Below are 22,635 nucleotides of genomic sequence, written 5' to 3' on the forward strand. Positions count from 1 at the left end.
GCCATCACCTCGATCAAGGGATCGATGATGATCCTACAAAGTGAAATAGCCAAAATCAGCCGCGACGAGCTCCGCAGTTTGTGTGGCGTTCAACGCGGCACCCTGACGGAGGTTGTCCGCGCAGACGAAGAACTCCAGGGAACGCGGGTCGTCGAGCGAGCGCCGCACCCGTCCCACCCAGGCCGGATCCGTGCCCGCGGCGTCCGAAGGGGTCGGGAACTCCCCCGCGGCCGGGTCGTCCACGAGGACCACCCCGGGTGCCGATTCCAGGATCTCCCGGGCGTGCGCCGCCTCGACGGCACCCTCGAACCTGGCCCGTACGGTCAGCGAGTGCCCGGTCAGTACGGGCACCTGTACGCAGGTCACGGACACCGGCAGCTCCGCCAGGTCCAGGATCCGGCGGGTCTGCGCCCGTACGGCCAGCTCGTGCGAGGACCAGCCGTCCTCGCGCAGCTCACCGGACCACGGCAGCACGTTGAGCGCGAGCGGACCCGCGAAGGGCCCGGTGTCCTCGCCCACGGCCCGGCGCACGTCCCCGGGATGCTCCCCCAGGGAGCTGCCGGCGACGAGCGACAGCTGGCGGCGCAGCGCCTCCGAGCCGGCCCGGCCGGCCGCGCTCGCGGCCTGGTAGGAGGAGACGGCCAGCTCGGTCAGCGCGTACTCGGCGTGCAGCGCGCCCAGCGCCGCGATCATCGCGGCGGTCACGCAGTCGGGTCCGGCGACGATCCCGCGCGGCCGGATCCGGGCCGCGTGCCCGTTCACCTCGGGCACCACGAGCGGTACGTCGGGGTCCTCGCGGAAGGCCGCGGACTGGTCCACCACGACGGTTCCGCGGGCGGTGACGACGGGAGCCCACCGGGCCGAGACCTCGGCCGGGGTCAGGAAGAGCGCGATGTCGCCCGCCCCGAGGCCGTCGAAGGCGTCTTCGGTGAGGGCGAGCACCTCGGTCTCCGTACCGCGCACGGTCAGCCTGCGGCCGGCCGAGCGCGAGGAGGCGATCAGGCGTACGTCGCCCCAGACGTCGGCCCGCTGGGACAGCATCTGGAGCAGGACGGAGCCGACGGCTCCGGTCGCCCCGACCACGGCGAGTGCCGGAGCCGGGGCAGACCGGGCCGCGGCCGTGTTCAACGTCCCGTGCCGCCGTAGACGACGGCTTCGTCGCCGCTGTCGTTGTCGAGTCCGAAGGCCGTGTGCACGGCGCGGACGGCCTCGTTGACGTCGTCCTGGCGGGTCACGACCGAGATGCGGATCTCCGACGTGGAGATCAGCTCGATGTTGACGCCCGCGTCGGACAGCGCCTGGAAGAACGAGGCGGTGACGCCCGGGTTGGTCTTCATGCCCGCGCCGACCAGGGAGATCTTGCCGATCTGGTCGTCGTAGCGCAGGGACTCGAAGCCGATGGTGACCTTCGCCTTCTCCAGGGCGTCGATGGCCTTGTGGCCCTCGGCCTTGGGGAGGGTGAAGGAGATGTCCGTCAGGCCCGTGGAGGCGGCGGACACGTTCTGCACGATCATGTCGATGTTGATCTCGGCGTCCGCGATGGCGCGGAAGATGGCCGCGGCCTCGCCCGGCTTGTCCGGGACGCCGACGACCGTGATCTTGGCTTCGGAGACGTCGTGAGCGACTCCGGAGATGATGGCGTGCTCCACCGGCTCGTCCCCTTGCGGATTCTCGTTGCTGACCCAGGTGCCCCGCAGTCCCGAGAAGGACGAGCGGACGTGGATCGGGATGTTGTAGCGGCGCGCGTACTCGACGCAGCGGTGCAGCAGCACCTTGGAGCCGGAGGCCGCGAGCTCCAGCATGTCCTCGGAGTTGATCCAGTCGATCTTCTTGGCCTTCTTCACGACGCGGGGGTCCGCGGTGAAGACGCCGTCGACATCGGTGTAGATCTCGCAGACCTCGGCGTCCAGCGCCGCGGCGAGCGCGACGGCGGTCGTGTCCGAGCCGCCCCGGCCGAGGGTGGTGATGTCCTTGCTGTCGGCCGACACACCCTGGAAGCCGGCGACGATGGCGATGTTGCCCTCGTCCAGCGCGGTGCGGATACGGCCCGGCGTGACATCGATGATGCGCGCTTTGTTGTGGACCGAGTCGGTGATGACACCTGCCTGGCTGCCGGTGAACGACTGGGCTTCATGGCCCAGGTTTTTGATCGCCATGGCCAGCAGGGCCATGGAGATCCGCTCTCCGGCGGTCAGCAGCATGTCGAATTCACGCCCGGCAGGCATCGGGGACACCTGCTCGGCGAGATCGATCAGCTCGTCCGTCGTGTCGCCCATCGCGGAAACCACGACGACCACTTGGTGGCCGTTCTTCTTGGCATCCACGATCCGCTTGGCAACACGCTTGATGCCTTCGGCATCGGCTACGGAGGAGCCTCCGTACTTCTGCACGACAAGGCCCACGTGCGCTCCTCGCTCAATCCGTCTCATTGCTGGTGCAGTCTAACGAGCGGCCGGGATACGACCGCCTCGTACCACATCATGAGACGAAAAGATCACCGCAAACGTTCCCCCACCGGGGCGTTTGCTTCCGCCGTCCACTTCCGCCGTCTACTTCCGGCCGAGCCCGCCGAGCTCCTCGGCCATGACCTTTCCGGCCTGCTCGGCCAGGTCGTCCTCCGTGATGTCCTCGTCCGTGTCCAGCCCGTCCAGGGCGGCCAGCGGCTGGTCGAGTCGGACGTGCGCGATCAGTGACTGGAGGGCGCGCAGCGTGGCCGATGCCGTCGGTCCCCAGTTGGTGAAGTACGAGAACTGCCACCACCACAGCGCCTCGGTGATCCGGCCCGACTGGTGGTGGATGAGGCCGTGCCGCAGGTCGGCGACCACGTCCGCCAGGTCGTCGGAGATCCGGTGCGGGACCGGAGCCTTGCGCGGTTCGTAGGGGTCGAAGACCTCCGAGTAGACGTCGACCGGCTCCAGCATCACCGCGAACCGCTCGCGCAGGTCGTCCACGTCCGGCTCCGGGCCCAGGTCGGGCTCGTAGCGCTCGTCGGGCAGGACGTCCTGGTACGCGCCCAGCCGGCCGCCCGCCAGCAGGAGCTGGGACACCTCCAGGAGGAGGAAGGGCACCGCGCTGTCCGGGTCCTCGCCCTTGGCCACCTCGGTGACCGCGACGATGAAGGACTCGATCTGGTCCGCGATCGAAGCCGCGAAGTCGTCCGGATCCTGTCCCAGGGCGTGCAGTGTTGCGTCAGACATCGAGAAGTCGCCTTCCTTCAAAGGCCCGCCCGAGCGTGACCTCGTCCGCGTACTCCAGATCTCCCCCGACGGGGAGCCCGCTGGCCAGGCGGGTGACCTTCAGGCCCATGGGCTTCATCATGCGGGCGAGGTAGGTGGCGGTCGCCTCGCCTTCCAGATTGGGGTCGGTCGCGATGATCAGCTCGGTGACCGAGCCGTCCGCGAGACGCGCCAGCAGCTCCCGGATGCGCAGATCGTCCGGGCCGACGCCCTCGATCGGGCTGATCGCCCCGCCGAGGACGTGGTACCGGCCCCGGAACTCGCGGGTCCGCTCGATCGCAACGACATCCTTCGACTCCTCCACCACACAGATGACCGTCAGATCGCGGCGCGGATCGCGGCAGATGTTGCACCGCTCCTCCTGCGCCACGTTCCCGCACACCGCGCAGAACCGGACCTTGTCCTTGACCTCGAGCAGCGCGTGCGCGAGGCGGCGGACGTCGGTGGGCTCGGCCTGCAGGATGTGGAAGGCGATCCGCTGCGCGCTCTTGGGCCCGACGCCGGGCAGCCTGCCCAGTTCGTCGATCAGGTCCTGGACCACGCCTTCGTACAACGGACTGCCTTCTTTCGGTTCTGACGTTCGTGACGGGGAGAGCGGGAGGGGGAGAGCCGTACGGGGAGAGCGGTACGGGTCCTAGAAGGGAAGGCCGGGGATACCGCTGCCGCCGCCCAGGCCCTGCGCCAGCGGGCCCAGCTTCTGCTGCTGGAGCGCCTGCGCATTCTCGTTGGCCGCCTGGACCGCCGCGACCACCAGGTCCGCGAGCGTCTCGGTGTCCTCGGGGTCCACGGCCTTCGGGTCGATCACCAGTGCGCGCAGTTCACCGGAACCGGTGACGGTCGCCTTGACCAGGCCGCCGCCGGCCTGGCCCTCGACCTCGGCCCGCGCCAGCTCCTCCTGCGCCACGGCAAGGTCCTGCTGCATCTTCTGGGCCTGCTGGAGCAGCTGCTGCATGTCGGGCTGACCACCACCGGGAATCACAGGTCACTCACTCCGTAGCGTCGGGCCAAGCGCCGGCGGCTTGGTCAATCCGAGCCTACGTGCTCCCCGGGCGCCGCGCCCTACGCCGTGAGGACCAACTCTTTCGAGTGAGAGACGGGGCGTGCGCGTACCTGATGGCACCCTCCTTGCGGGCGGAATTCCCGGGAATCGTCGCCCACCGCGTCTCATTCGAAGGTAGGAAGAGCATGCGCACCATTGCGCACACGCGCACCACCACACGTTCAGCGCAGGCAGAGGGAGTGCCCGGGTGAGTCAGCCGGAGATGCAGCCCGAGGGGCCACCCCGGGATCCCGCTGAGGACGGCGACCTTACCGGCCGGCCGTTCCCTCTCGGGGACTGGGGCGAGCCCGCCGAGCGGCTCGACGAGCTCTACCGGCGGGTCGAGGCCGACGCGCTGCGCACCGCCGAGTGGTACCTGTCGGACCGGGCGTGGAAGCGCCGGGGGGCCCGGATCCTGCGGATCGGGGCCGCCGTCGGCGCGGTCACGGGTGCCGCGATGCCGCTGCTGGAGCTGACCGGCTCGGCGCCTGGGGCGTCCTCGTACGGCTATCTCGCGCTTCTCCTGGGCGCGGCCTGCCTGGCCTGCGACCGGTTCTTCGGCCTGACCTCGGGCTGGATGCGGGACGTGGCGACGGCGCAGGCCGTGCAGCGGCGACTGCAGACCCTGCAGTTCGACTGGGCCACGGAGAACGTGCGCGAGATCCTGGGCCCGACCGAGGGCACCGCCAGCGAGGCCGCCGAGCGATGTCTGACCGTGCTGCGCCGCTTCTCGGAGGACGTGACCGAGCTCGTGCGGTCCGAGACCGCGGAGTGGATGGTCGAGTTCAGCTCCGGCCCCGCCCCGCTGGTCATGCAGTCCCTGGGCGCGGGTGGATCCCGCTCGGACGCGTACGTCCCGCCGGCCCGCTTCCCGCTCCCCCCGGGCACCCGCCCGAACATGCCCCGCCAGAGGCCGCCGGAGCCGCGCTGACGGGTGGCCGCGCCGACCGGGGCGGCCTCGCCGCGTGTGACGGCCGCGCCGACCGGGGCGGGGCCGGCTCCGTGCGGCGGAGCCGGCCCGCCCCGTGCCGGCCCGCGTCAGCTGAAGATGATCATCGAGCCCTGACCGAGGCTCCGCGTCGCCGCCGCGTGCAGGCCCAGCCACACGTGCCGCTCCCGCGCGAAGGGGCTGTCGTCGTACGGGATCGGCCCGGCGGGCTCCTCCAGTGCCGTCGGCCGCCCCGGTGGGGCCGGTGCCAGCGGCGGGTTGCCGGGGTTTATCCCGATCGCGGGAGCCACCAGCGCCAGCTCGCGCAGCAGCCCCTGCGCGGACCCCAGCGGCCCGCCCCCGGCCAGCAGTTCCTCGTTGGCCAGCGGGTACGCGAAGTCCACGGGAACGTAGGCCCCCGCGTGGTCGTAGTGCCACACCAGGTGCGACTGCTGCGCCGTCGGCTCGAACATCTCCAGCAGTTGCTCGTAGTCCCCGCCCAGCTCGTCCACCGGTGTCACCGGCAGCCCGCAGATCTGGAGCAGGTACGCCCGCCGCAGGAAGTGCAGGGCGTCGTAGTCGAAACCGGCCACCGGGGCGACGTCCCCGGAAAGTCCCGGCATGTACGCGAACACCGGCACGGACGGCAGTCCGGCCTCGCCCAGCGCCTTGTCGTACGAGGCGATCTCTTCCGCGAAGGGGTTGTCGGGGCTGTGGCACAGCACGTCGACAAGGGGGACCAGCCACAGGTCACAGGCCACTCGGCCTCCGATCAGTCGTTGTCGCCGATCGGGCCAGCGTAGTGCGCCGGACACGCTCAGCGAAGGGGTGGGCAGACCCGAAGGAGCGGCAGACGCGGATACTGGCCGGATCCGCGCCTACGGCTCCCCCGGGCCCACCCTCCAGACCCATACGTCGCGCACCTGCTCCGGCTCCCGGCCCAGCAGCCCGGTGATCAGATCCCGCAGCTCCGTGTCCCGGTCCTGGAAGGGCAGGACCACCGCGCCGGCCTTCCAGTACTCCAGGTCCTGGCGGGCCTGCGTCCGCCAGCCGGCGTCGACCTCGGGCGGCTGCGCGCCGTAGCGGACGTCGCGCAGGAGGTTCGAGAGGTGCCGCGGGGTGGCCCCGTAGATGCCGATCCGGTCGGGTCCCCACGGGCCGTTGAAGTAGCCGCCGGCCAGCCGGAAGCCGAAGTCCGCCTCGACCTGCCAGTGCAGCGCGTCCGCCTGGCCCGGGTCCGGCAGCGGTACCGGAACGAGTGCCTCCCCGTCTTTGACGTAGCCCTTCCAGTCCCCGGAGGTGATGAAGGCGGGGACCGGCGCGCGGTCCCGTACGGTCAGCGGCAGCGGCAGGACGGGGATCAGCGCTGCCGCCGCTCCCAGCAGGCCCAGCGTGCGGAGCTCGCGCGTGCGCAGCCGCAGGATCCGGTCGAGCGCCAGGGCGAGCAGGATGCCCAGGATGGGGGCGCACACCATCGCCACGCGCCCCTCGATCACCGATTCGAAGAGCGGCAGCTTGATCATCAGCCGCCAGGGGCCCGGCAGCACGATCTCCGTACGGGGCACCGGCACCCACGGCCCGAGGGACAGCAGGAGCGCGACGAAGCCGGTGATCGCGAGGGCCCGTACCGCCCTGCTGCGCCACAGCCACACGCACACGGCGACGCCGAAGGCGAGCAGGGGCCAGCCGTAGAAGGCGTTCTGCTCGGTGGTGTTCAGCGAGAGCTTGCCGGCCGTCTCGGGGTCGCCGAAGAGGGAGCGGGCGGCGAACTCGATCAGGGCGCGCGGGCTGTTCCCGGCGTTGTCCCCGTGCAGCACCGAGTGGTAGCTCTGCGGGCCGAAGAACTGCCAGTAGAGCGGTACGGCCACCAGCGGCAGGCATACGGCGAGCGCGACGGCCAGACCGGAGCCCAGCGGCCGCGCGGCCGCGAGGGCCCGGCGGGGAGCGACGAGGAGGTAGGCGAAGCAGAAGACCAGCATGCCGAGCGCGGCGATGAGCAGCGGCTCCTCGCCGATGAAGATCTGGTACGTCGCGAAGAGTCCGAGCAGTACGCCGTCACGCGTCACATTGCGACCGTCGCGGTGGCCCTCGCACAGGCGCAGGGTCCGGTCGATGATCAGCGGGAGCATGAAGAGGACGACGAAGTTCGGATGGCCGTTGGCGTGCGAGACCATCGGCGGCGCGAACGCGGCGAGCGCCCCGCCCGCGGCGGCGGCCCAGCGGCTGCGCACGAACCGGCGGCGGATCAGCCAGTACCAGGTCCACGCGCTGGCGGCCATGCCGAGCGTGAGGACCAGCGCGAAGGTGACGGTCTCCCCGAAGAGCAGCGTGACCGGGATCAGCGGGACGTTCAGGCCGAGCATCGTCGCGTTGGCCATCAGGTTCACGCCGTCCGGCATGCCCTGGGAGAAGGTGAAGAGCGGGTTGCGGAGGTGGGTGACGTTGTCGGTGGTGACGCCGACGAACCACTCCCACTGGTTCTGGTCCTGGAGCGCGTCCGCGAGGTAGGCGCCGTCGAGGTCCGCCCACAGGCCCTGGAAGACGTAGAGGGAGAGCGCGAGGAAGGCGGCGGCCACGGCGAGGCCGCCGGCGTTGAGGCGGAACAGGTCCCCGAGGGCGCGGCGGCGGTCGGGGCGCGGGGCCGGGGCCTGGGCCACGGCCTTGGCCTGGGCATCGGCCTTGGCCTGGGCGCGCGGGGCGTCGGCGCGGCGCACCGGGAGTTCGACCTCGGCCACGTGCCAGCCCTGGCGGCGGACCCAGCGCAGGACCTCGGCGTCGATGGCCGGTCCGTCGAGCTTGGAGGCGCCGAAGGCGGCCCGGGCGCGGTCTCCGTCGAAGAGGGCGAAGGCACAGGTGTCGGCGCGGAATCCCGGTATGCCGGGGATGCCGAGGGTGCGGACCAGGCGGTTCCGGGAGCGGCCGAGCACCACGGCGGGCTGTGCGTCGTCGTCCGTGCCCGGGTCCATGACCTCTTCGAGGCGGGCCAGCTCGTCGAGCGGGCTGCTGAGGGCGGCGTCGGTGAGGAGCACCCGGTCGCCGGCGGAGGCGAGCACTCCGGCCCGGAGGGCGGCGCCCTTGCCGCCGCCGCCCCGGCTGTCGCCGCCGTCGCCGAGGCGGATCAGCCGGATCCGGGGTTCCGCGGCGGCGGCCGCCGTCGGGGCGGCCGCCTCGTCGGTGACCACGACGAGTTCCCAGGCGCCGGGACCGGTGCCGCAGTGGGCGTCGAGGTGGGCGCTCAGGGCGGTGAGGGTCTGCTCCGGCACCGGAGCGGGGATGACGACGGACAGCCCGACGGCGCCGAGCCAGCGCGTACCGGCCGGCTCCCGCGTCTCCTGGTCGGCGCTCACGGCGCTCTCGCCGCTCATGCGCCGGCCGCCTTCAGGCCCGCGGCCCAGTCGAGACCGTGCTGGTTGTACGCGTGCACGAGGCGTCGTACCTCCTCGGCGTCCGCGCGGGTCACCGCGTCCATCAGTTCGTTGTGCCCGGACCACAGGCCGGAGCGCATGTCCGGCTGCGCCTTCAAGTAGGGCACGGCGAACACCCAGCACTGCACCCGGATCCGGTGCAGGAACTCGGAGATGTAAATGTTGCCGACCAGCCCGCTCAGCTCCCTCCAGAAGCGCAGGTCGTAGCCGATCAGCACTTCGAGGGAGCCGTTCAGCGCCGCCCGCCGGGCCTCCTCCGCCCGGCGGCGCACCGAGACGAGCCGTTCCCCGGAGCCGGGGGCGGTGCCGCGTTCCACGAGCCTGCGGAAGATGCCTTCCACGATCAACGTACGAGCCTCGATCATGCCCCGGAAATCGTCCACGGAGAAGACTCGGACGCGGAAGCCGCGGTGCTGGACGGAGTCGAGCAGGCCCTGCGCGGAGAGATCGACGAGGGCCTCGCGGACGGGGGTCGCGGAGACTTCGTACTTCTCGGCGATCTGTTTGACGGTGAACTCGCTCCCGGCCGCCAGGCGCCCCGCGAGCACCTCGTCACGCAGCGCGTCCGCGATCTGCTGGCGAAGTGTGTTGCGGGTGACAGCGCCGCTGCCTGGCATAGGGGTCCGTCTCCATCTGTGGGCTTCGGACACCTTAGGCCAGGCGGCGCGGCCGAAACCGATCGGTTTGTGGCCGCTATATGGATTTAGCGCCCGATATCCGGACAGGTCGCGCTTCTCTTCTTGATCGCTTGACCCTGCGCGGATCCCTCCCAGAGCACCCGCGCAGGGTCGTCCTCGCTGCTCGGAGCCTGTTCGGAGCCTGTCCGCGGCCTGTCCGGGACACCCCCCGGCCTAGATCCCGGGGGTGCCGGGCAGGCTCGGTGAAGCCCGGTCAGGCGTCGACGAGGCCTCGGTCAGGCCGAAACATGCCGGTCGGCGACGGTCAGGGCGTCGTCCAGCAGGGCCAGGCCCTCCTTCGCGTCCGCTTCCGTGATGTTGCACGGGGGGACGACGTGGGTGCGGTTCATGTTGACGAACGGCCACAGTCCGGAGGCCTTGCAGGCCGCGGCGAACTCGGCCATCGGCGCGTTGTCGGCGCCCGCGGCGTTGTAGGGAACGAGCGGCTCGCGCGTCTCCTTGTCCCGTACGAGCTCCAGGGCCCAGAAGGTGCCCAGACCGCGCACCTCCCCGACCGAGGGGTGGCGCTCCGCGATCTCGGCGAGGGCCGGGCCGATCACGTTCTCGCCGAGGTGGGCGGAGTGCTCGACGATGCCCTCCTCGTCCATGGCGTTCATCGTCGCGACGGCGGCGGCGCAGGCGAGGGGGTGACCGGAGTAGGTCAGCCCGCCCGGGTAGGGGCGCGTGGCGAAGGTCTCGGCGATCGCGCCGGAGATCGCGACGCCGCCGAGCGGGACGTAGCCGCTGTTGACGCCCTTGGCGAAGGTGATCAGGTCGGGGGTGACGTCGAAGTGCTCGGCGGCGAACCACTTGCCGGTCCGGCCGAACCCCGACATGACCTCGTCCAGGATGAAGACGATGCCGTAGCGGTCGCAGAGCTCGCGCACGCCGGCCAGGTAGCCGGGGGGCGGGGTCATGATCCCGGCCGTGCCGGGGACCGACTCCAGGATGATCGCGGCGATCGTCGCCGGGCCCTCGAAGGCGATGGTGTCGGCGAGGTGGGTGAGGGCGCGCGCGCACTCCTCGGCCTCGCTGGTCGCGTGGAAGGGCGAGCGGTAGAGGAACGGTCCCCAGAAGTGCACGACGCCGGCGGCGGCCGTGTCGGAAGGCCAGCGGCGCGGGTCGCCGGTCAGGTTGATCGCGGCGGAGGTGGCGCCGTGGTACGAGCGGTAGGTGGACATCACCTTCTGCCGGCCGGTGTGCAGCCGGGCCATGCGCACGGCGTTCTCCACGGCCTCGGCGCCGCCGTTGGTGAAGAAGATCTTGTCGAGGTCGCCGGGGGTCCGCTGCGCGATGAGGCGTGCGGCCTCGGAGCGGACGTCGACGGCGAAGCCGGGGGCCAGGGTGCAGAGCGTGGCGGCCTGCTCCTGGATCGCGGCGACGACCTTGGGGTGCTGGTGGCCGATGTTGGTGTTGACCAGCTGGGAGGCGAAGTCGAGGTAGCGCTTGCCGTCGTAGTCCCAGAAGTGCGACCCCTCGGCTTTGGCCACGGCGAGCGGGTCGATCAGGGCCTGGGCGGACCAGGAGTGGAAGACGTGAGCGCGGTCGGCGGCCTTGACGGTGGCGCCCGAGGTGACGTGAGGGGTCATGGCCGCAACCGTAGAAGTGTGCAGGTGGGGAGGGATATCGGCGGTCTGTATGCGGGTGGGGGGCGGGTCTCGGCAGTCTGTCTGGGGAGATATTGACAGCAAGCTGTCATCATGACAGCCTACTGCCGTAGGGAGAACGCGACCGGACGGGCCCGCACCGACCGGACCAGCCGGGACGAGACCGCACCCGACCACGGCGGACCCGGCCACGGCGCACCACCCCGCCGACCGACCCGGACCGACCCGGACCAGCACACGCACGGCGACGACGACGGCGACACTGGAGGCGAGCACGATGAGCGAGACCCAGGCGAAGACGCAGACGCAAACGCAGACGCAGGCAGAGATGGAGACCCGGACGACGACCGGGGCGGAGAGCCGGACGGAGACCCGGGCGGAGAGCCGGACGGAGACCCACCCCACGGTCCACGTCGCGGTGTACGACACCTACGCCGACTGGGAGACGGGCCACACCACCGCGCACCTGACCCCGCACGGCTACGAGGTCCGCACGGTCGGCGTCACCGCCGGACGGCCCGTCACCACGATGGGCGGCCTCCGCATCCAGCCCGACCTGGCTCTGGCGGACCTGCGCCCCGAGGACTCCGCCCTTCTCGTCCTGACCGGTGCCGGACTGTGGGACACGGGCGACGAGCTGGCTCCCTTCGCGGCGAAGGCCGAGGAGTTCCTGGCGGCCGGCGTCCCGGTCGCCGCGATCTGCGGAGCCACGGCCGGGCTGGCCCGCGCCGGAGTCCTGGACGGGCGTACGCACACCAGCGCGGCCCCCTTCTACCTCGGCGGCCAGCCGGGCTACGCGGGCGCCGGGCACTACGTCGAGGCCGACGCGGTCACCGACGGCGACCTCATCACGGCGGGCCCGACGGAACCGGTGGCGTTCGCCCGCGAGGTCTTCGCCCGCCTCGGGGTGTACGAGCCGCACGTGCTCGACGCCTGGTACCGCCTGTTCCACGACTCGGACGCGAGCGCGTACCCGGTCCTGATGGCAGCGGCGGCCCCGGCCGATGCGTAACCAGCCCCCGCCCCGGCCGGCCGCCGGGCCCGACCCGGCGGAGCCGGTCCCGGCCGCCTCGGCGCCGGGCCCCGCCTCCCCGCTCCCCACGCCTACGGGGACGACCCCCCGCTCCGGGGCCGGACGCTCCGACCTCGCAGCAGCGCAGCCCGGCGGTACGCGGGACACCCCGGCCCGACCCGAGCGGCCGACCCCGGGCGCGGCCTCCGGCTCCGGAGCGACCGGCGCCGCGGCGGCCGACGGCACCGCGGCACACCCCGACTCGGTAGACACCCCCGGGCCGGGACCGCGAACAGCCCCGGGGACGGGGCCCGGCGCCGAGGCGGCCGGGACCCCGTCGCAGCCCGGGCAGCCGGCACCGGCCGACGGCACCGGCGCGGGCGCGGCGGCCCGCCCCGGGGGGACCCGTAGGGCGCCCTCCGCCATCGGCGCACAGGCCGCCGCGGGCGCGCCGACCGGCAGAGGGGAACCCGTGGAGACGGGAAGGAAGGCGCCCCGGCAGAACTCCCTCCGCAGCCGGCAGGACCTCCTGAGCCGCACCGCCCTCGGGGTGTTCCGGCTCAACGGCCAGCTCCTCGCCGTCTCGGAGGAGCTGGCCCGCCCGGCAGGGCTGACCGGAGCCTGGTGGCAGGTCCTGGGAGCCGTGCTCCGCGAGCCGCTGTCCGTCGCCGGCATCGCCCGGGCCATGGGCATCACCCGGCAGAGCGTCCAGCGCATCGCCGATCTACTGGCCGCCAAGGGCCTCGCCGAGTACGTCCCGAACCCGGCCCACCGACGCGCGAAGCTGCTGCGCCCCACGGAGGCCGGGCTCGCCGCCGTCGCCAGGATCGACCCGGGCCACGCCGCCCTGGCCACCCGACTCGCGGAAGCCCTCGGCGAAGACGGCTTCGCCGAGGCGGTCCGCACCCTGGAACGCCTGTCCGCCGCCCTGGACACCCTCCCGCCCCCACCCGACTCCGCGACCCCTTAGGGGGCGCCCTTCGGGTCAGCCCGGACCAGGCCGCGCCGACCGGTGCCGCGCCTCGCAAGGCGGAGGAGACAGTCGACGCGGAGCATCGGCGACCGACGGGAACACGCCGCGGTCCGGTCGGTGCGGTGCGGTCGGTGCGGTCGGCCCGGTGCGGTCCGGTCGGTCCGGTCGGTGCGGTCCGGCCCGGTGCGGCCCGGGCCGGGCCATTGCGGTGCCGGACGACGTGGGCCCGGCCCGGCCCGCACCCCGGCCTGACCCCAAGGGCCAACCCGACGCGCACGCCCGGCCTTCCCCCAAGAAGCGCCCCTGCCCCACAGGACCACCCGGCCCGCCGCTCGGGCCCTGCCATCGAGGCCGCAGCCGCGCCGCGCAGCCCGGGTGCCGGGCACGTCCGGTACACCGCCGCGGCCGGCGCCCCGCGGAGCGGCCCCGTACCGGCGCAGAACCCCAACACGCCGCGCCCGTACGCCTGGTGGAACCTCCGTACCGGCCGCGCCCCGGACGCTGCGCGCCCGGCGCCCTCGGCCGCCCCCGCGCCCGGCCCGCGGCAACCCCACCCCCGCAGCCGACATCGCGCCCGGCGGCACTATTGTCGGGCTCCGGCGAGTCCCAGGGGGAGGACCACCTGTCATGGAACAACTGCACCCGCGCGACGCAGAGCGCATCGGCCCGTACCGCCTGCTCGCCCGCCTCGGAACCGGCGGCATGGGGCAGGTCTACCTCGGCCGAGCCGAAGACCACGTCCCCGGCTCGGACACGAGCACGGGCACAGGCACGGGCACCGGAACCGGAACCGGCGCCAACACCGGCACGGGCACGGGCACAACCACCCGCCCCCGCACAGGCACCCGCACCGCCGCCGTGAAGCTGATCCACCCCCACCTCGCCGCCCACCCCGACTTCCGCACCCGCTTCCGCCGCGAGGCCGACGCCGCCCGCCTCGTCGGCGGGGACTGGACCGTCGCCGTCCTCGACGCCGACCCCGACGCGGAGATCCCCTGGCTGGCAACCGCCTACATCGCCGGGCCGAGCCTGCGCCAGGCCGTCGGCCGGGACTTCGGCCCGCTGCCGGCCGACTCCGTACGGACTCTGGGCGAGGGGCTCTCGTACGCCCTCCAGGACATCCACCGTGCCGGCCTCGTCCACCGGGACCTGAAGCCCGGCAACATCCTGCTCACCGCCGACGGCCCCCGCGTCATCGACTTCGGCATCGCCCGGGCCCTGGGGGCCACCGCCGACCCCGCCCTCACCCAGACCGGCGAACTCCTCGGTTCCCCCGGGTTCCTCGCCCCCGAGCAGATCAACGGCACCCCCGTGACCCCGGCCTGCGACGTGTTCGGCCTCGGCGCGGTGCTCGCCTACGCCGCCACCGGCCGGCTGCCCTTCGGGGACCCGGAGCAGCCCGGAGGCATCGCCGCGCTCCTGCTGCGCGTCACCGAAGCGGAACCGGACCTGGCCGGCGTACCGGCCGAACTGCGTGACGTCGTAGGCGATTGCCTGCGCAAGGACCCGGCCGCCCGGCCCACCCCCGCCGAGCTCCTCGAACGGCTCGCCGCGAAGCGGAAGGACGCCTCGGAGCCCTGGCTGCCCGCACCGCTCGTCGCACGGCTCGGACAGCACGCCATCGCCCTGCTGGACCGCGTGGACGCCGGCCCTGACCGGCCCGAGCCCGTGACCGTGCCCGCCCAGCGCACCTCGGGGGAACCGGGCCCGGCCACGGTCACCCCGGTGCCCGCGCCCGCGCCGACGCTCACCCCCGTGCCCGGCACGAACTCCGGCTTCGGGGCGGGGCCCTCCGCAGACCCCGGACCCGCCGCCGGCTCCCGCTCCCGGCCCGCGGCCGTCTCCACGGCGCTGCTCGTCGCCGTCGCCGCGGTCGTCGCCGTGGCGGCGGGCGGGACGGTGTACACCGTCATGAGCGGGTCCGGCGACGGTTCGCCCCGCGCCAACCCCGGCGCCGCCCCGGCCGGCTCCTCCGGCCCGCGGGGCACCGCGGAAGCCACCTCACCCGGCACCGGCACCGCTCCTGCCCCTGCCCCTTCCGTCACTCCGGCCACGCTCCCCGAGGCGTACGCCGGCACCTGGCGGGCCACCTACGGCGGGCAGAGCTGGCAGCTCACCCTCGCCCCCGGCACGACCGGCTCCAACGTCATGTCCCTGACCCTCCAGGCCCCCGGACTGAGCTGCGCCTGGACCGCGCCGCTGCGCTCCGCCACCCCCGACAGCGTCGGGCTCGACCCGTCCACGGTGACCTCCGGTACACCGCCGTCGTGTTCGCCGGGCGGCCGGAGCACGCTGCGGCTGCTCCCCAACGGGAACCTGGTGCGGGAGCTCGACGGCAGCACCGCCCTCCCGCTCACGTACCGCCGGCGCTGATTATTTCGAAGTCAATAAGCCTGCAAGCAAAGCTTGTTGCATTCCACGGTCCCCCCGCACACTGCGGCACATGGAGCCGTTGAAGGTAGTGGCACAACTGTGGGAGCGGATCGAGGCACGCGACTGGGACGGAGTGGCCCTGCTGATCGCCGAGGACGCGGTGATCGAGTGGCCCGTGAGCAGCGAACGCATCGTCGGTCGCGACAACTTCATCGCCGTCATCAGCGATGACGACTACGCGGACGAGAGATCCGTCGACGTGCTCCGGATCCTCGCGGACGGCGATCTCGTCGTGACCGAGGTGGAGATACCCCAGGACCACGTCGTCTACCGCGCCGTCTCCCTGTGGACCGTACGGAACGGGCGGATCGCCGGCGCCCGGGAGTACTGGACCAGTCCCGGCCAGGACCCGGCCCCGCGCTGGCGCGCCGGCTTCGTCGAACCGCTCGTGGAGCCGCTCGCCGAATCGCTGGCGGCGGACTGACCTTGCCCTGACTCGCCTGGCCTGGCCCAACTGGCCTGGCCTCGCCCAACTGGCCTGGCCTGGCCCCTGAGTAACCCCTGTCATACCTGAGAGCTACTTGGGAAGTGGGCTCTCCAGTGGGACGCCGACGAGGGCTCCCGATTCCTAACTTCGTGACCAGAGAAGAACGCAGCACCACCCCCTCTGGCACGAGAGAAGGAACGGACCCATGAGCCGGCGACCCACCGCATGTCCCGACGGCCGCAGGAGCGGCCGTCTGCGCCGCACGCTGCTGGCCGGGCTCGTCGCCGCGGCCGTGGTGTTCCCCGTCTCCGCCGCCGCTTCCCCGGACGTACCCGCGCCGGCCCCGGCGGTCCTCGGCGAGAGCGCCGCCCTCCCCGACCGGTACGCCGCCCACCTCGCCAACCTCGCCGAGGCGGCCCGTACGGCCGAGAACGCCGGCCGCGACGGCCGCGCGGCGAAGCTCCGGGCGATGGAGGCGGGCGGCGGCGCCCGGTTCCTCGCCTTCGACGGGCGCGGCAAGGGCCGGGCGATAGAGGTGTTCGGCGATCTGGAGACCGCCGACCGGGTCGCGGTCCTGGTCCCCGGGTCGGACACGACGCTGGACACCTACCAGAGGTTCCGCGCCGGGGCCGTCGCGCTCCAGCAGCGGCTCCGGGCCGAGCACCCCCACTCCGCCGTGGTCGCCTGGCTCGGGTACGACACCCCCGGCACGGTCAGCCCGGCCGTCCTGACCGCCGGCCGCGCTGACGAGGCCGCTGCCGGACTCGGCTCCTTCCTCCCCCGGTTGGCCCGGCTGGCCGCCCCGGAGGCCCGTCTCTCGCTCCTCTGCCACTCCTACGGGTCCGTCGTCTGTGCCCGTACCGGAACCGGCTCCGAGGTCACCGACATCGCGCTGTTCGGGAGTCCGGGCACCGGGGCCGACTCCGCCGCGGAACTGCCGACCCGGGCCCGGGTCTGGGCCGGCCGGGGCGGCGACGACTGGATCTCCGGCGTCCCGCACGTCCGTGTCGGCGGAATCGGCTTCGGCACCGATCCCGTGGACCCTGCCTTCGGAGCCCTGCCCTTCGCGGCCGGCCCCGGCGGCCACAGCGACTACCTCAAGCCGGGCACCGAGTCCCTGAACAGCCTGGCCGGGATCGTGCTCGGCCTCGCCCCGTCCGCCCCCACCGCGCCGGAGGTCTCCCATGCGCGTGCGTGAACCGCAGACCCGCTGGTCCGCTCTCGCGGACCGCATCGACGCCGGAACCCCCGCTCACCGGGACCGGGCCGTGGACGCGCTCCGGGCCTTCGCCATCCTCGGCGTGGTGCTGGGCCACTGGCTGGTCACCGCACTGACCAGTGCGGACGGCGGCCTCAGCACCACCAGCCCGCTGGCCCACATGAGCGGACTGGCCCCGGTCTCCTGGGTGTTCCAGACCCTGGCGGTCTTCTTCCTGGTCGGCGGCCACGTCGCGGCCCAGGGGTACGAGGCGTCGCGCGGCCGCGGAGTCCCGTACGGGCAGTGGGTCGGCCGGCGGCTCGGCAGGCTGTTCCGCCCGGTCGCCGCCGTCCTGGTGCTCTGGGGCGTCGCGTCCGGTGGCATGCTGCTCGGCGGCGTCGGGACGGACACCGTCCGGACCTTGCTCAAGCTCGTCCTGTCCCCCCTGTGGTTCCTCCTCGTCTTCGCCGCGCTGACCGCCGCGACCCCGCTCGTCGCCCGGCTCAGCCCGCTGTGGCCGCTGGCCGTGGTGGCCGGCGTCGATGTCTGGCGCTTCGGGTTCGGCGGGCCCGAATGGATCGGCTGGGTCAACGTGGCAGCCGGCTGGCTGGTGCCCTACACCCTGGGCGCCGCCTGGTCCCGGGGCGCGTTCGCCCGGCGCACCCCGGCGGCCCTGCTGCTGGGCGGCGGGATCGCCGCCACGGCCGCGCTGATCCTCTGGGGCGGGTACCCCGCCTCGATGGTCGGCGTCCCCGGAGCCGCGATCTCCAATCTGAACCCGCCGACGCTGGCCGCCGTCGCGTTCGGCCTGGCCCAGTGCGGGCTGGCGCTGCTGCTGCGGGAGCCGCTGGCCCGGGTGATGAGCCGGCCGCGCGCCTGGGCGAAGGTGGCTCTGGTGAACCTGTCCGCCATGACGATCTTCCTGTGGCACCAGACCGCCATGATGGCCGTCACCGCCCTGGGACTGCTGATCTCCACCGATCTGCCCGGCCTGCACACCGTGCCCGCCTCCGCGGAGTGGATAGCCGTCCGGTTGCTCTGGCTGCCCGTGTTCGCGGCCGCGCTGACCGTCTGCTGGGCCGCCTTCCACACCTACGAGCAGGCAGGCGGCCGCCCCCGGGGCCGGGCCCGGCGCGGATCCTCCGGGACTCCGGCCACCCCCTCGCGGATCGTCGCCTCCTCCGCCCTGGCCCGGGGGAACCCCTCCCCCGCAGCCCGCACCGCCTCAACTCCGGTCGGTGAAAGTGCAGTCAGCGGCCCGGTGGCCCCCGCCGAGGAGTCCCTCCATGCCTAGGCTGGACGATGTGAACGAGCAGAGCGAGCCCCCGACCCCGGTCCCGGCAACGCACGCGGCCGTGGCTGCGACCGCGGCCGGCGGGGCACCGGGAGGCTCTCCCGCCGGCGCTTCGGCCGTGGTGCGGAGCGTGGCCCGGGGGCTGGTGGACCTGAAGGCCGATCCCCTCCCGAAGATGTCGCGGCCGCGCTGGCTGGCCTGGCTTCCGCACATCGTGCTCCTCTACCTGGCGGTGGCCTTCTTCGCCGTCACCACGGAGCAGCTCAGCAACCACTACGGGGTCAACGGCTCCGTCAGGCCGTTGCTGGCGACCATGGTCAGCGGGTCCATCCTGATCGCGATGCGATGGCCGATGGCCGGGTACTGGCTCGGCCTGACCGCGGCGGGGCTGGTCGCCGGGCAGATCCACGGACACCTCGGGCAGGGCCAGAACTGGCCGTGGATGCCCGCCGGGCTGTTCGCCTTCGCCCCGGTGCTGCTGCTGGTGTCCCTGCGGGTGCCGCCCCGGGTGACCGTCGGGGCGGTCACCGTCGTCGTCGCCTGCACCGGGCTGGCCGAGGGCCTCTTCAGGCCGGAGCACAGCGGCACCGGCACCCCCGGGGCCATCCTCCTGTTCTCCTTCACCGGCCTCCTCGGCTACGCCCTGCGCGCGACGCGGCTGACCCGGACGCAGCTCGTCCAGCAGGAGACCCTCACCGAGGAGGAGCGCGCCCGGCGCACGCTGCTGGAGGAGCGCAGCCGGATCGCCCGGGAGCTGCACGACGTCGTCGCGCACCACATGTCGGTGATCTCCATCCAGGCGCAGGTGGCCCCTTATCTCGTGGAGAACCCGTCGGAGGAGCTCAAGGAGAATCTGGCCGGGATCCGCGCGAATGCCGTGGAGGCCCTGACGGAGCTGCGCCGCGTCCTGGGGGTGCTGCGTTCCGAAAACCCGGACGAGGCCGCCGGCCCGCACCATCCGCAGCCCACCCTGGCCGAGTTGGACGGCCTCGTGGACAACGTGCGGGCGGCCGGACTGGAGGTCACCACCGAGATCGCGGGCATCCGGCGCCCGCTGTCCCCGGGGGTGGAACTCACGGCGTACCGGATCGTGCAGGAGGCGCTGAGCAACTGCCTGCGGCACGCGCCCGGCTCCCGCGTGGAGGTCGGCATCGCCTACGGGCCCCGCGACGTGCACCTGTGCATCGCCAACACCGCGCCCACCCGGCCGGCCCCGCCGACCATGGGAGCGGGACACGGGCTGCTGGGGATGCGGGAGCGAGCGGGCATGCTGGGGGGCGAGCTGGCCGCCGGCCCCCGTCCCGACGGAGGGTACGAGGTGAGCGCCGTGCTCCCGATGGATCCCGTGTCCCCGGGCGGCGGGCCGGCCCCCGCCCCCGAGACGAAGAAGAAGGACTCATGACTGCTGCCCCGATCAAGGTGATGATCGCCGACGACCAGATGATGGTCCGCCAGGGCTTCACCGTGCTCCTCGACGCCCAGCCCGACATCGAGGTCGTCGGGCAGGCCGTCGACGGCGCCGAGGCCGTGGCCAAGGTCGCCGAACTGGCCCCGGACGTGGTCCTGATGGACATCCGGATGCCCGGCATGGGCGGGATCGAGGCCACCTCCCTCATCACGGGCACCCCGGGCTCCACGGTGAAGGTGCTGGTGCTGACCACCTTCGACCTCGACGAGTACGTGTACGAGGCGCTGCGGGCCGGCGCCTCGGGCTTCCTCCTCAAGGACGCCTCCGCCGATCAGCTCGCGGAGGCGGTCCGCGTGATCGCGGCCGGGGAGGCCCTCCTCGCGCCGAACATCACGAAGCGGCTGATCACCGAGTTCTCCCGGCTGGGGGCCCCGAGGGCGCCTTCGAGGACGCGGATCGACGAGCTGACGGAGCGGGAGACGGAGGTCCTGTCGCTGGTCGCCCAGGGCATGTCGAACGCGGAGATCGCCGAGCACCTGATCCTGGCCGAGCAGACGGTCAAAACGCACGTGGGAAGGATCCTGGTGAAGCTGGGACTGCGGGACCGCACACAGGCGGCGGTGTTCGCGTACGAGACGGGCCTGATCCGTCCGGCGGGCTACTGAAGCAGCCCTCGTAGTACTTGAGAGGGACCCCCGGAAATCCCCTTCAGCGGCGACGCGGACCAGGCCAGGGCCCGCCTACCGTGGGGAGCATGACCGAGACGACCCCCGGGGCGACCCCCCGGGCACCAGAGATCCGGCTGGCTTCGGGCTTCCTCCAGAGCCTGCGCCGGGATCTGATCACCGATGCCTTCGCCTACCGCCCGCTGCCTCCGATGCGTACGGACGGGCCGCTGACCCGGCGGCTCCCGAAGCGGATACGGGTGGAGGCCGCACACCTGCCGCACGCGGCCGTATGCCTGATCGCGTTCCTCGTGGTGGTCTTCACCTCGATCACCACCGGTCTGCCCCAGGCCGCTTCGCTGGTGATGGGGCTGCTCGGGGCCACCCCGATCGCGATGACCCTGGTGCGGCCGCTGGGGGCCTTCTGGGTCGCGGTGGCGGTCACCCTGATCTTCTCGGTCGTCAACGGCTCCGATCCCAACTGGCCCTGGACCCCCGCCACCTTCTTCTCGTACCTCGCGACGGTCACCCTGGTGGCGATGCGGACCAGCCCCCGGACGGCCGGCTGGATGTGGGTGGTCACACTGGCGATCGGCATCGGGACGTCCATCGTGCTCGGACAGGGCCACGGCCAGAGCATCAACGTCGGCCCGATGGCATTCGCCTCGGCGATCGCCCTGCTGGCGGTGAGCATCCGCACGATCCGCAAGCAGGCGGAGCAGGAGGTCACCGCGCAGCAGGAGGTCACGGCCGTCGAGCGGGACCGGCGCACTCTGCTGGAGGAGCGGACCACGATCGCGCGGGAGCTCCACGACGTGGTCGCCCACCACATGTCGGTGGTGGCCATCCAGGCGGAGGCCGCGCCCTACCGGGTGAAGAATCCGCCGCCGGAGCTGGAGGCGGCGTTCGTCACCATCCGGGAGAACGCGGTGGCGGCCCTGACCGAGCTGCGCCGGGTGCTGGGTGTCGTCCGCTCCGCGGACTACGAGGCGCCGGACGCCCCGCAGCCGACGCTGGCCTCGCTGGACGGGCTGCTGGCCAACGTGCGGGAGGCCGGGCTGCGCGTGGACAAGACCGTGACGGGCGCGGTGCGCGAACTGCCGCCGGGCGTCGAGCTGTCGGCCTACCGGATCATCCAGGAGGCACTGAGCAACACCCTGCGGCACGCGCCGGGCGCCGCCGCAGAGGTCGAGGTCTCGTACGTGCTGGGCGGGCTGGGCCTGCGCATCGTCAACGAGGCCGGCACCGGGGACGTGCGGCCCTCGCCGGGGGCCGGGCAGGGGGTCACCGGGATGCGCGAGCGGGTGGCCATGCTGGAAGGGGAGATGACCGCCGGAGAGCTGGCCTCCGGGGGGTTCGAGGTGGCGGTGTTCATACCCGTGGCCACCAGCCGACCGGAACCGGCGAAGGATCCGGCATGACGATCAGAGTGCTCATCGTCGACGATCAGATGATGGTCCGGGAGGGTTTCTCCGTCCTGCTGAACGCGATGGACGGCATCGAAGTGGCCGGGGAGGCGGTGAACGGCCGGGAGGCCGTCGCCCAGGTGGCGGCGCTGAGGCCGGATGTGGTGCTGATGGACATCCGGATGCCGGAGATGAACGGCCTGGAGGCGACACGGGAGATCGTGGCCGCCGACACGGACGCGAAGGTGCTGGTCCTGACGACCTTCGACCTCGACGAGTACGTGTACCAGGCGCTGCGGGCCGGCGCCTCCGGCTTCCTGCTCAAGGACGCCTCCGCCCGTCAACTCGCCGATGGGGTCAGGGTGGTGGCCGCCGGGGAGGCGCTGCTGGCCCCTTCCGTGACCAAGCGGCTGATCACGGAGTTCTCGAAGCTGTCGGAGACCCGGACGCAGGTGGGGTCCGCGGGAGTCACGGAGCTGACGGAGCGGGAGACCGAGGTGCTGGTGCTGATCGCGCAGGGGCTGTCCAACGCGGAGATAGCGGATCGCCTGATCATCGCCGAGTCCACCATCAAGACGCACGTGAGCCGGATCCTGGTGAAGCTGGGGCTGCGGGACCGCACGCAGGCGGCGGTGTTCGCGTACGAGACCCGGCTGGTGACCCCGGCTTAGGCGGCTCCGAAAAGTTGTCCACAGCTGTGGACAACTTTTCGGAAGAGAGTGGATCACGGGTGTACCGGGGCTCGGGCCGACAGGTCCCGGCGACGCCGGGCGGTCAGTACGCCGATCGAGTCGCCGGAGGCGGGGCCGGAGAGGGCGCGGAGCGAGCCGTTCGCGCTCATGGTGGAGAGCAGGCGGGCCCGTTCGGCGGGCTCGCGTACACCGGTTCCAGTGAGGCGGGCAGGCTG

Annotated in this window: 20 protein-coding genes; 11 read left to right on the top strand and 9 right to left on the bottom strand. The window is 72.7% G+C overall.

Annotated elements, in window-relative coordinates:
- Positions 1 to 33 precede the first annotated feature (33 nt).
- The 5 genes from AC061S_RS01245 to AC061S_RS01265 all read right to left on the bottom strand — a co-directional run bounded on the left by AC061S_RS01245 (position 34) and on the right by AC061S_RS01265 (position 4,215).
- A complete protein-coding gene (locus AC061S_RS01245) occupies positions 34 to 1,128 on the bottom strand; it encodes an aspartate-semialdehyde dehydrogenase (protein ID WP_478683899.1) in 1,095 nt (364 codons plus the stop codon).
- Positions 1,125 to 2,402: an aspartate kinase gene (locus tag AC061S_RS01250; protein ID WP_478683900.1), complete on the bottom strand. Its 1,278-nt coding sequence runs from the start codon at positions 2,400 to 2,402 to the stop codon at positions 1,125 to 1,127. The genes AC061S_RS01245 and AC061S_RS01250 overlap by 4 nt, the downstream gene beginning before the upstream one ends.
- A gap of 147 nt (positions 2,403 to 2,549) precedes the next feature.
- A complete protein-coding gene (locus tag AC061S_RS01255) occupies positions 2,550 to 3,197 on the bottom strand; it encodes a DUF5063 domain-containing protein (RefSeq protein WP_478683901.1) in 648 nt (215 codons plus the stop codon).
- The gene (gene recR, locus AC061S_RS01260) at positions 3,190 to 3,789 is read right to left on the bottom strand and encodes a recombination mediator RecR (RefSeq protein ID WP_243330636.1); all 600 of its coding nucleotides are present in this window, start codon (positions 3,787 to 3,789) and stop codon (positions 3,190 to 3,192) included. The genes AC061S_RS01255 and recR overlap by 8 nt, the downstream gene beginning before the upstream one ends.
- Before the next feature lie 81 nt (positions 3,790 to 3,870).
- Entirely contained in the window at positions 3,871 to 4,215 is a 345-nt protein-coding gene (locus AC061S_RS01265; protein WP_478683902.1) for a YbaB/EbfC family nucleoid-associated protein, read from the bottom strand.
- 268 nt (positions 4,216 to 4,483) lie between these two features.
- On the opposite strand from AC061S_RS01265, the gene AC061S_RS01270 reads away from it, so the two are divergent.
- Positions 4,484 to 5,206, top strand: coding sequence for an SLATT domain-containing protein (locus AC061S_RS01270; protein ID WP_478683903.1), 723 nt, complete (start codon positions 4,484 to 4,486; stop codon positions 5,204 to 5,206).
- 107 nt (positions 5,207 to 5,313) lie between these two features.
- Here the strand turns inward: AC061S_RS01270 and AC061S_RS01275 are convergent, their stop codons facing one another.
- The 4 genes from AC061S_RS01275 to AC061S_RS01290 all read right to left on the bottom strand — a co-directional run bounded on the left by AC061S_RS01275 (position 5,314) and on the right by AC061S_RS01290 (position 10,894).
- Positions 5,314 to 5,964 carry a hypothetical protein gene (locus AC061S_RS01275; RefSeq protein ID WP_478683904.1) on the bottom strand — a complete coding sequence of 217 codons (651 nt, stop codon included), beginning with the start codon at positions 5,962 to 5,964 and terminating at the stop codon, positions 5,314 to 5,316.
- Between the two features lie 117 nt (positions 5,965 to 6,081).
- The gene (locus AC061S_RS01280; RefSeq protein ID WP_478683905.1) at positions 6,082 to 8,568 is read right to left on the bottom strand and encodes a glycosyltransferase family protein; all 2,487 of its coding nucleotides are present in this window, start codon (positions 8,566 to 8,568) and stop codon (positions 6,082 to 6,084) included.
- The gene (locus AC061S_RS01285; RefSeq protein ID WP_478683906.1) at positions 8,565 to 9,245 is read right to left on the bottom strand and encodes a GntR family transcriptional regulator; all 681 of its coding nucleotides are present in this window, start codon (positions 9,243 to 9,245) and stop codon (positions 8,565 to 8,567) included. Before AC061S_RS01285 ends, AC061S_RS01280 begins: the two co-directional genes overlap by 4 nt.
- Positions 9,246 to 9,541: 296 nt before the next feature.
- Entirely contained in the window at positions 9,542 to 10,894 is a 1,353-nt protein-coding gene (locus tag AC061S_RS01290) for an aminotransferase class III-fold pyridoxal phosphate-dependent enzyme (RefSeq protein ID WP_478683907.1), read from the bottom strand.
- A 295-nt stretch (positions 10,895 to 11,189) separates the two neighbouring features.
- On the opposite strand from AC061S_RS01290, the gene AC061S_RS01295 reads away from it, so the two are divergent.
- The 10 genes from AC061S_RS01295 to AC061S_RS01340 all read left to right on the top strand — a co-directional run bounded on the left by AC061S_RS01295 (position 11,190) and on the right by AC061S_RS01340 (position 22,399).
- Positions 11,190 to 11,924, top strand: coding sequence for a type 1 glutamine amidotransferase family protein (locus AC061S_RS01295; protein WP_478683908.1), 735 nt, complete (start codon positions 11,190 to 11,192; stop codon positions 11,922 to 11,924).
- 472 nt (positions 11,925 to 12,396) lie between these two features.
- A complete protein-coding gene (locus AC061S_RS01300) occupies positions 12,397 to 12,894 on the top strand; it encodes a MarR family winged helix-turn-helix transcriptional regulator (protein ID WP_478684087.1) in 498 nt (165 codons plus the stop codon).
- 630 nt (positions 12,895 to 13,524) lie between these two features.
- Positions 13,525 to 15,270, top strand: coding sequence for a serine/threonine-protein kinase (locus AC061S_RS01305; RefSeq protein ID WP_478683909.1), 1,746 nt, complete (start codon positions 13,525 to 13,527; stop codon positions 15,268 to 15,270).
- Positions 15,271 to 15,340: 70 nt separating this feature from the next.
- Entirely contained in the window at positions 15,341 to 15,754 is a 414-nt protein-coding gene (locus AC061S_RS01310; protein ID WP_478683910.1) for a nuclear transport factor 2 family protein, read from the top strand.
- 208 nt (positions 15,755 to 15,962) lie between these two features.
- The gene (locus AC061S_RS01315; RefSeq protein ID WP_478683911.1) at positions 15,963 to 16,955 is read left to right on the top strand and encodes an alpha/beta hydrolase; all 993 of its coding nucleotides are present in this window, start codon (positions 15,963 to 15,965) and stop codon (positions 16,953 to 16,955) included.
- A complete protein-coding gene (locus AC061S_RS01320; protein ID WP_478683912.1) occupies positions 16,942 to 18,249 on the top strand; it encodes an acyltransferase family protein in 1,308 nt (435 codons plus the stop codon). Before AC061S_RS01315 ends, AC061S_RS01320 begins: the two co-directional genes overlap by 14 nt.
- Positions 18,242 to 19,651 (top strand): sensor histidine kinase, encoded by a 1,410-nt coding sequence (locus AC061S_RS01325; protein ID WP_478683913.1) that lies wholly within the window; start codon positions 18,242 to 18,244, stop codon positions 19,649 to 19,651. Before AC061S_RS01320 ends, AC061S_RS01325 begins: the two co-directional genes overlap by 8 nt.
- Positions 19,648 to 20,322, top strand: coding sequence for a response regulator (locus AC061S_RS01330; RefSeq protein ID WP_478683914.1), 675 nt, complete (start codon positions 19,648 to 19,650; stop codon positions 20,320 to 20,322). Before AC061S_RS01325 ends, AC061S_RS01330 begins: the two co-directional genes overlap by 4 nt.
- Before the next feature lie 89 nt (positions 20,323 to 20,411).
- Complete coding sequence (locus tag AC061S_RS01335; protein ID WP_478683915.1) at positions 20,412 to 21,743, top strand: sensor histidine kinase; 1,332 nt, start codon at positions 20,412 to 20,414, stop codon at positions 21,741 to 21,743.
- Complete coding sequence (locus AC061S_RS01340) at positions 21,740 to 22,399, top strand: response regulator (protein WP_478683916.1); 660 nt, start codon at positions 21,740 to 21,742, stop codon at positions 22,397 to 22,399. The genes AC061S_RS01335 and AC061S_RS01340 overlap by 4 nt, the downstream gene beginning before the upstream one ends.
- The last annotated feature ends 236 nt before the right edge of the window (positions 22,400 to 22,635 follow it).

It is taken from the genome of Streptomyces sp. CA189, from assembly GCF_056428985.1.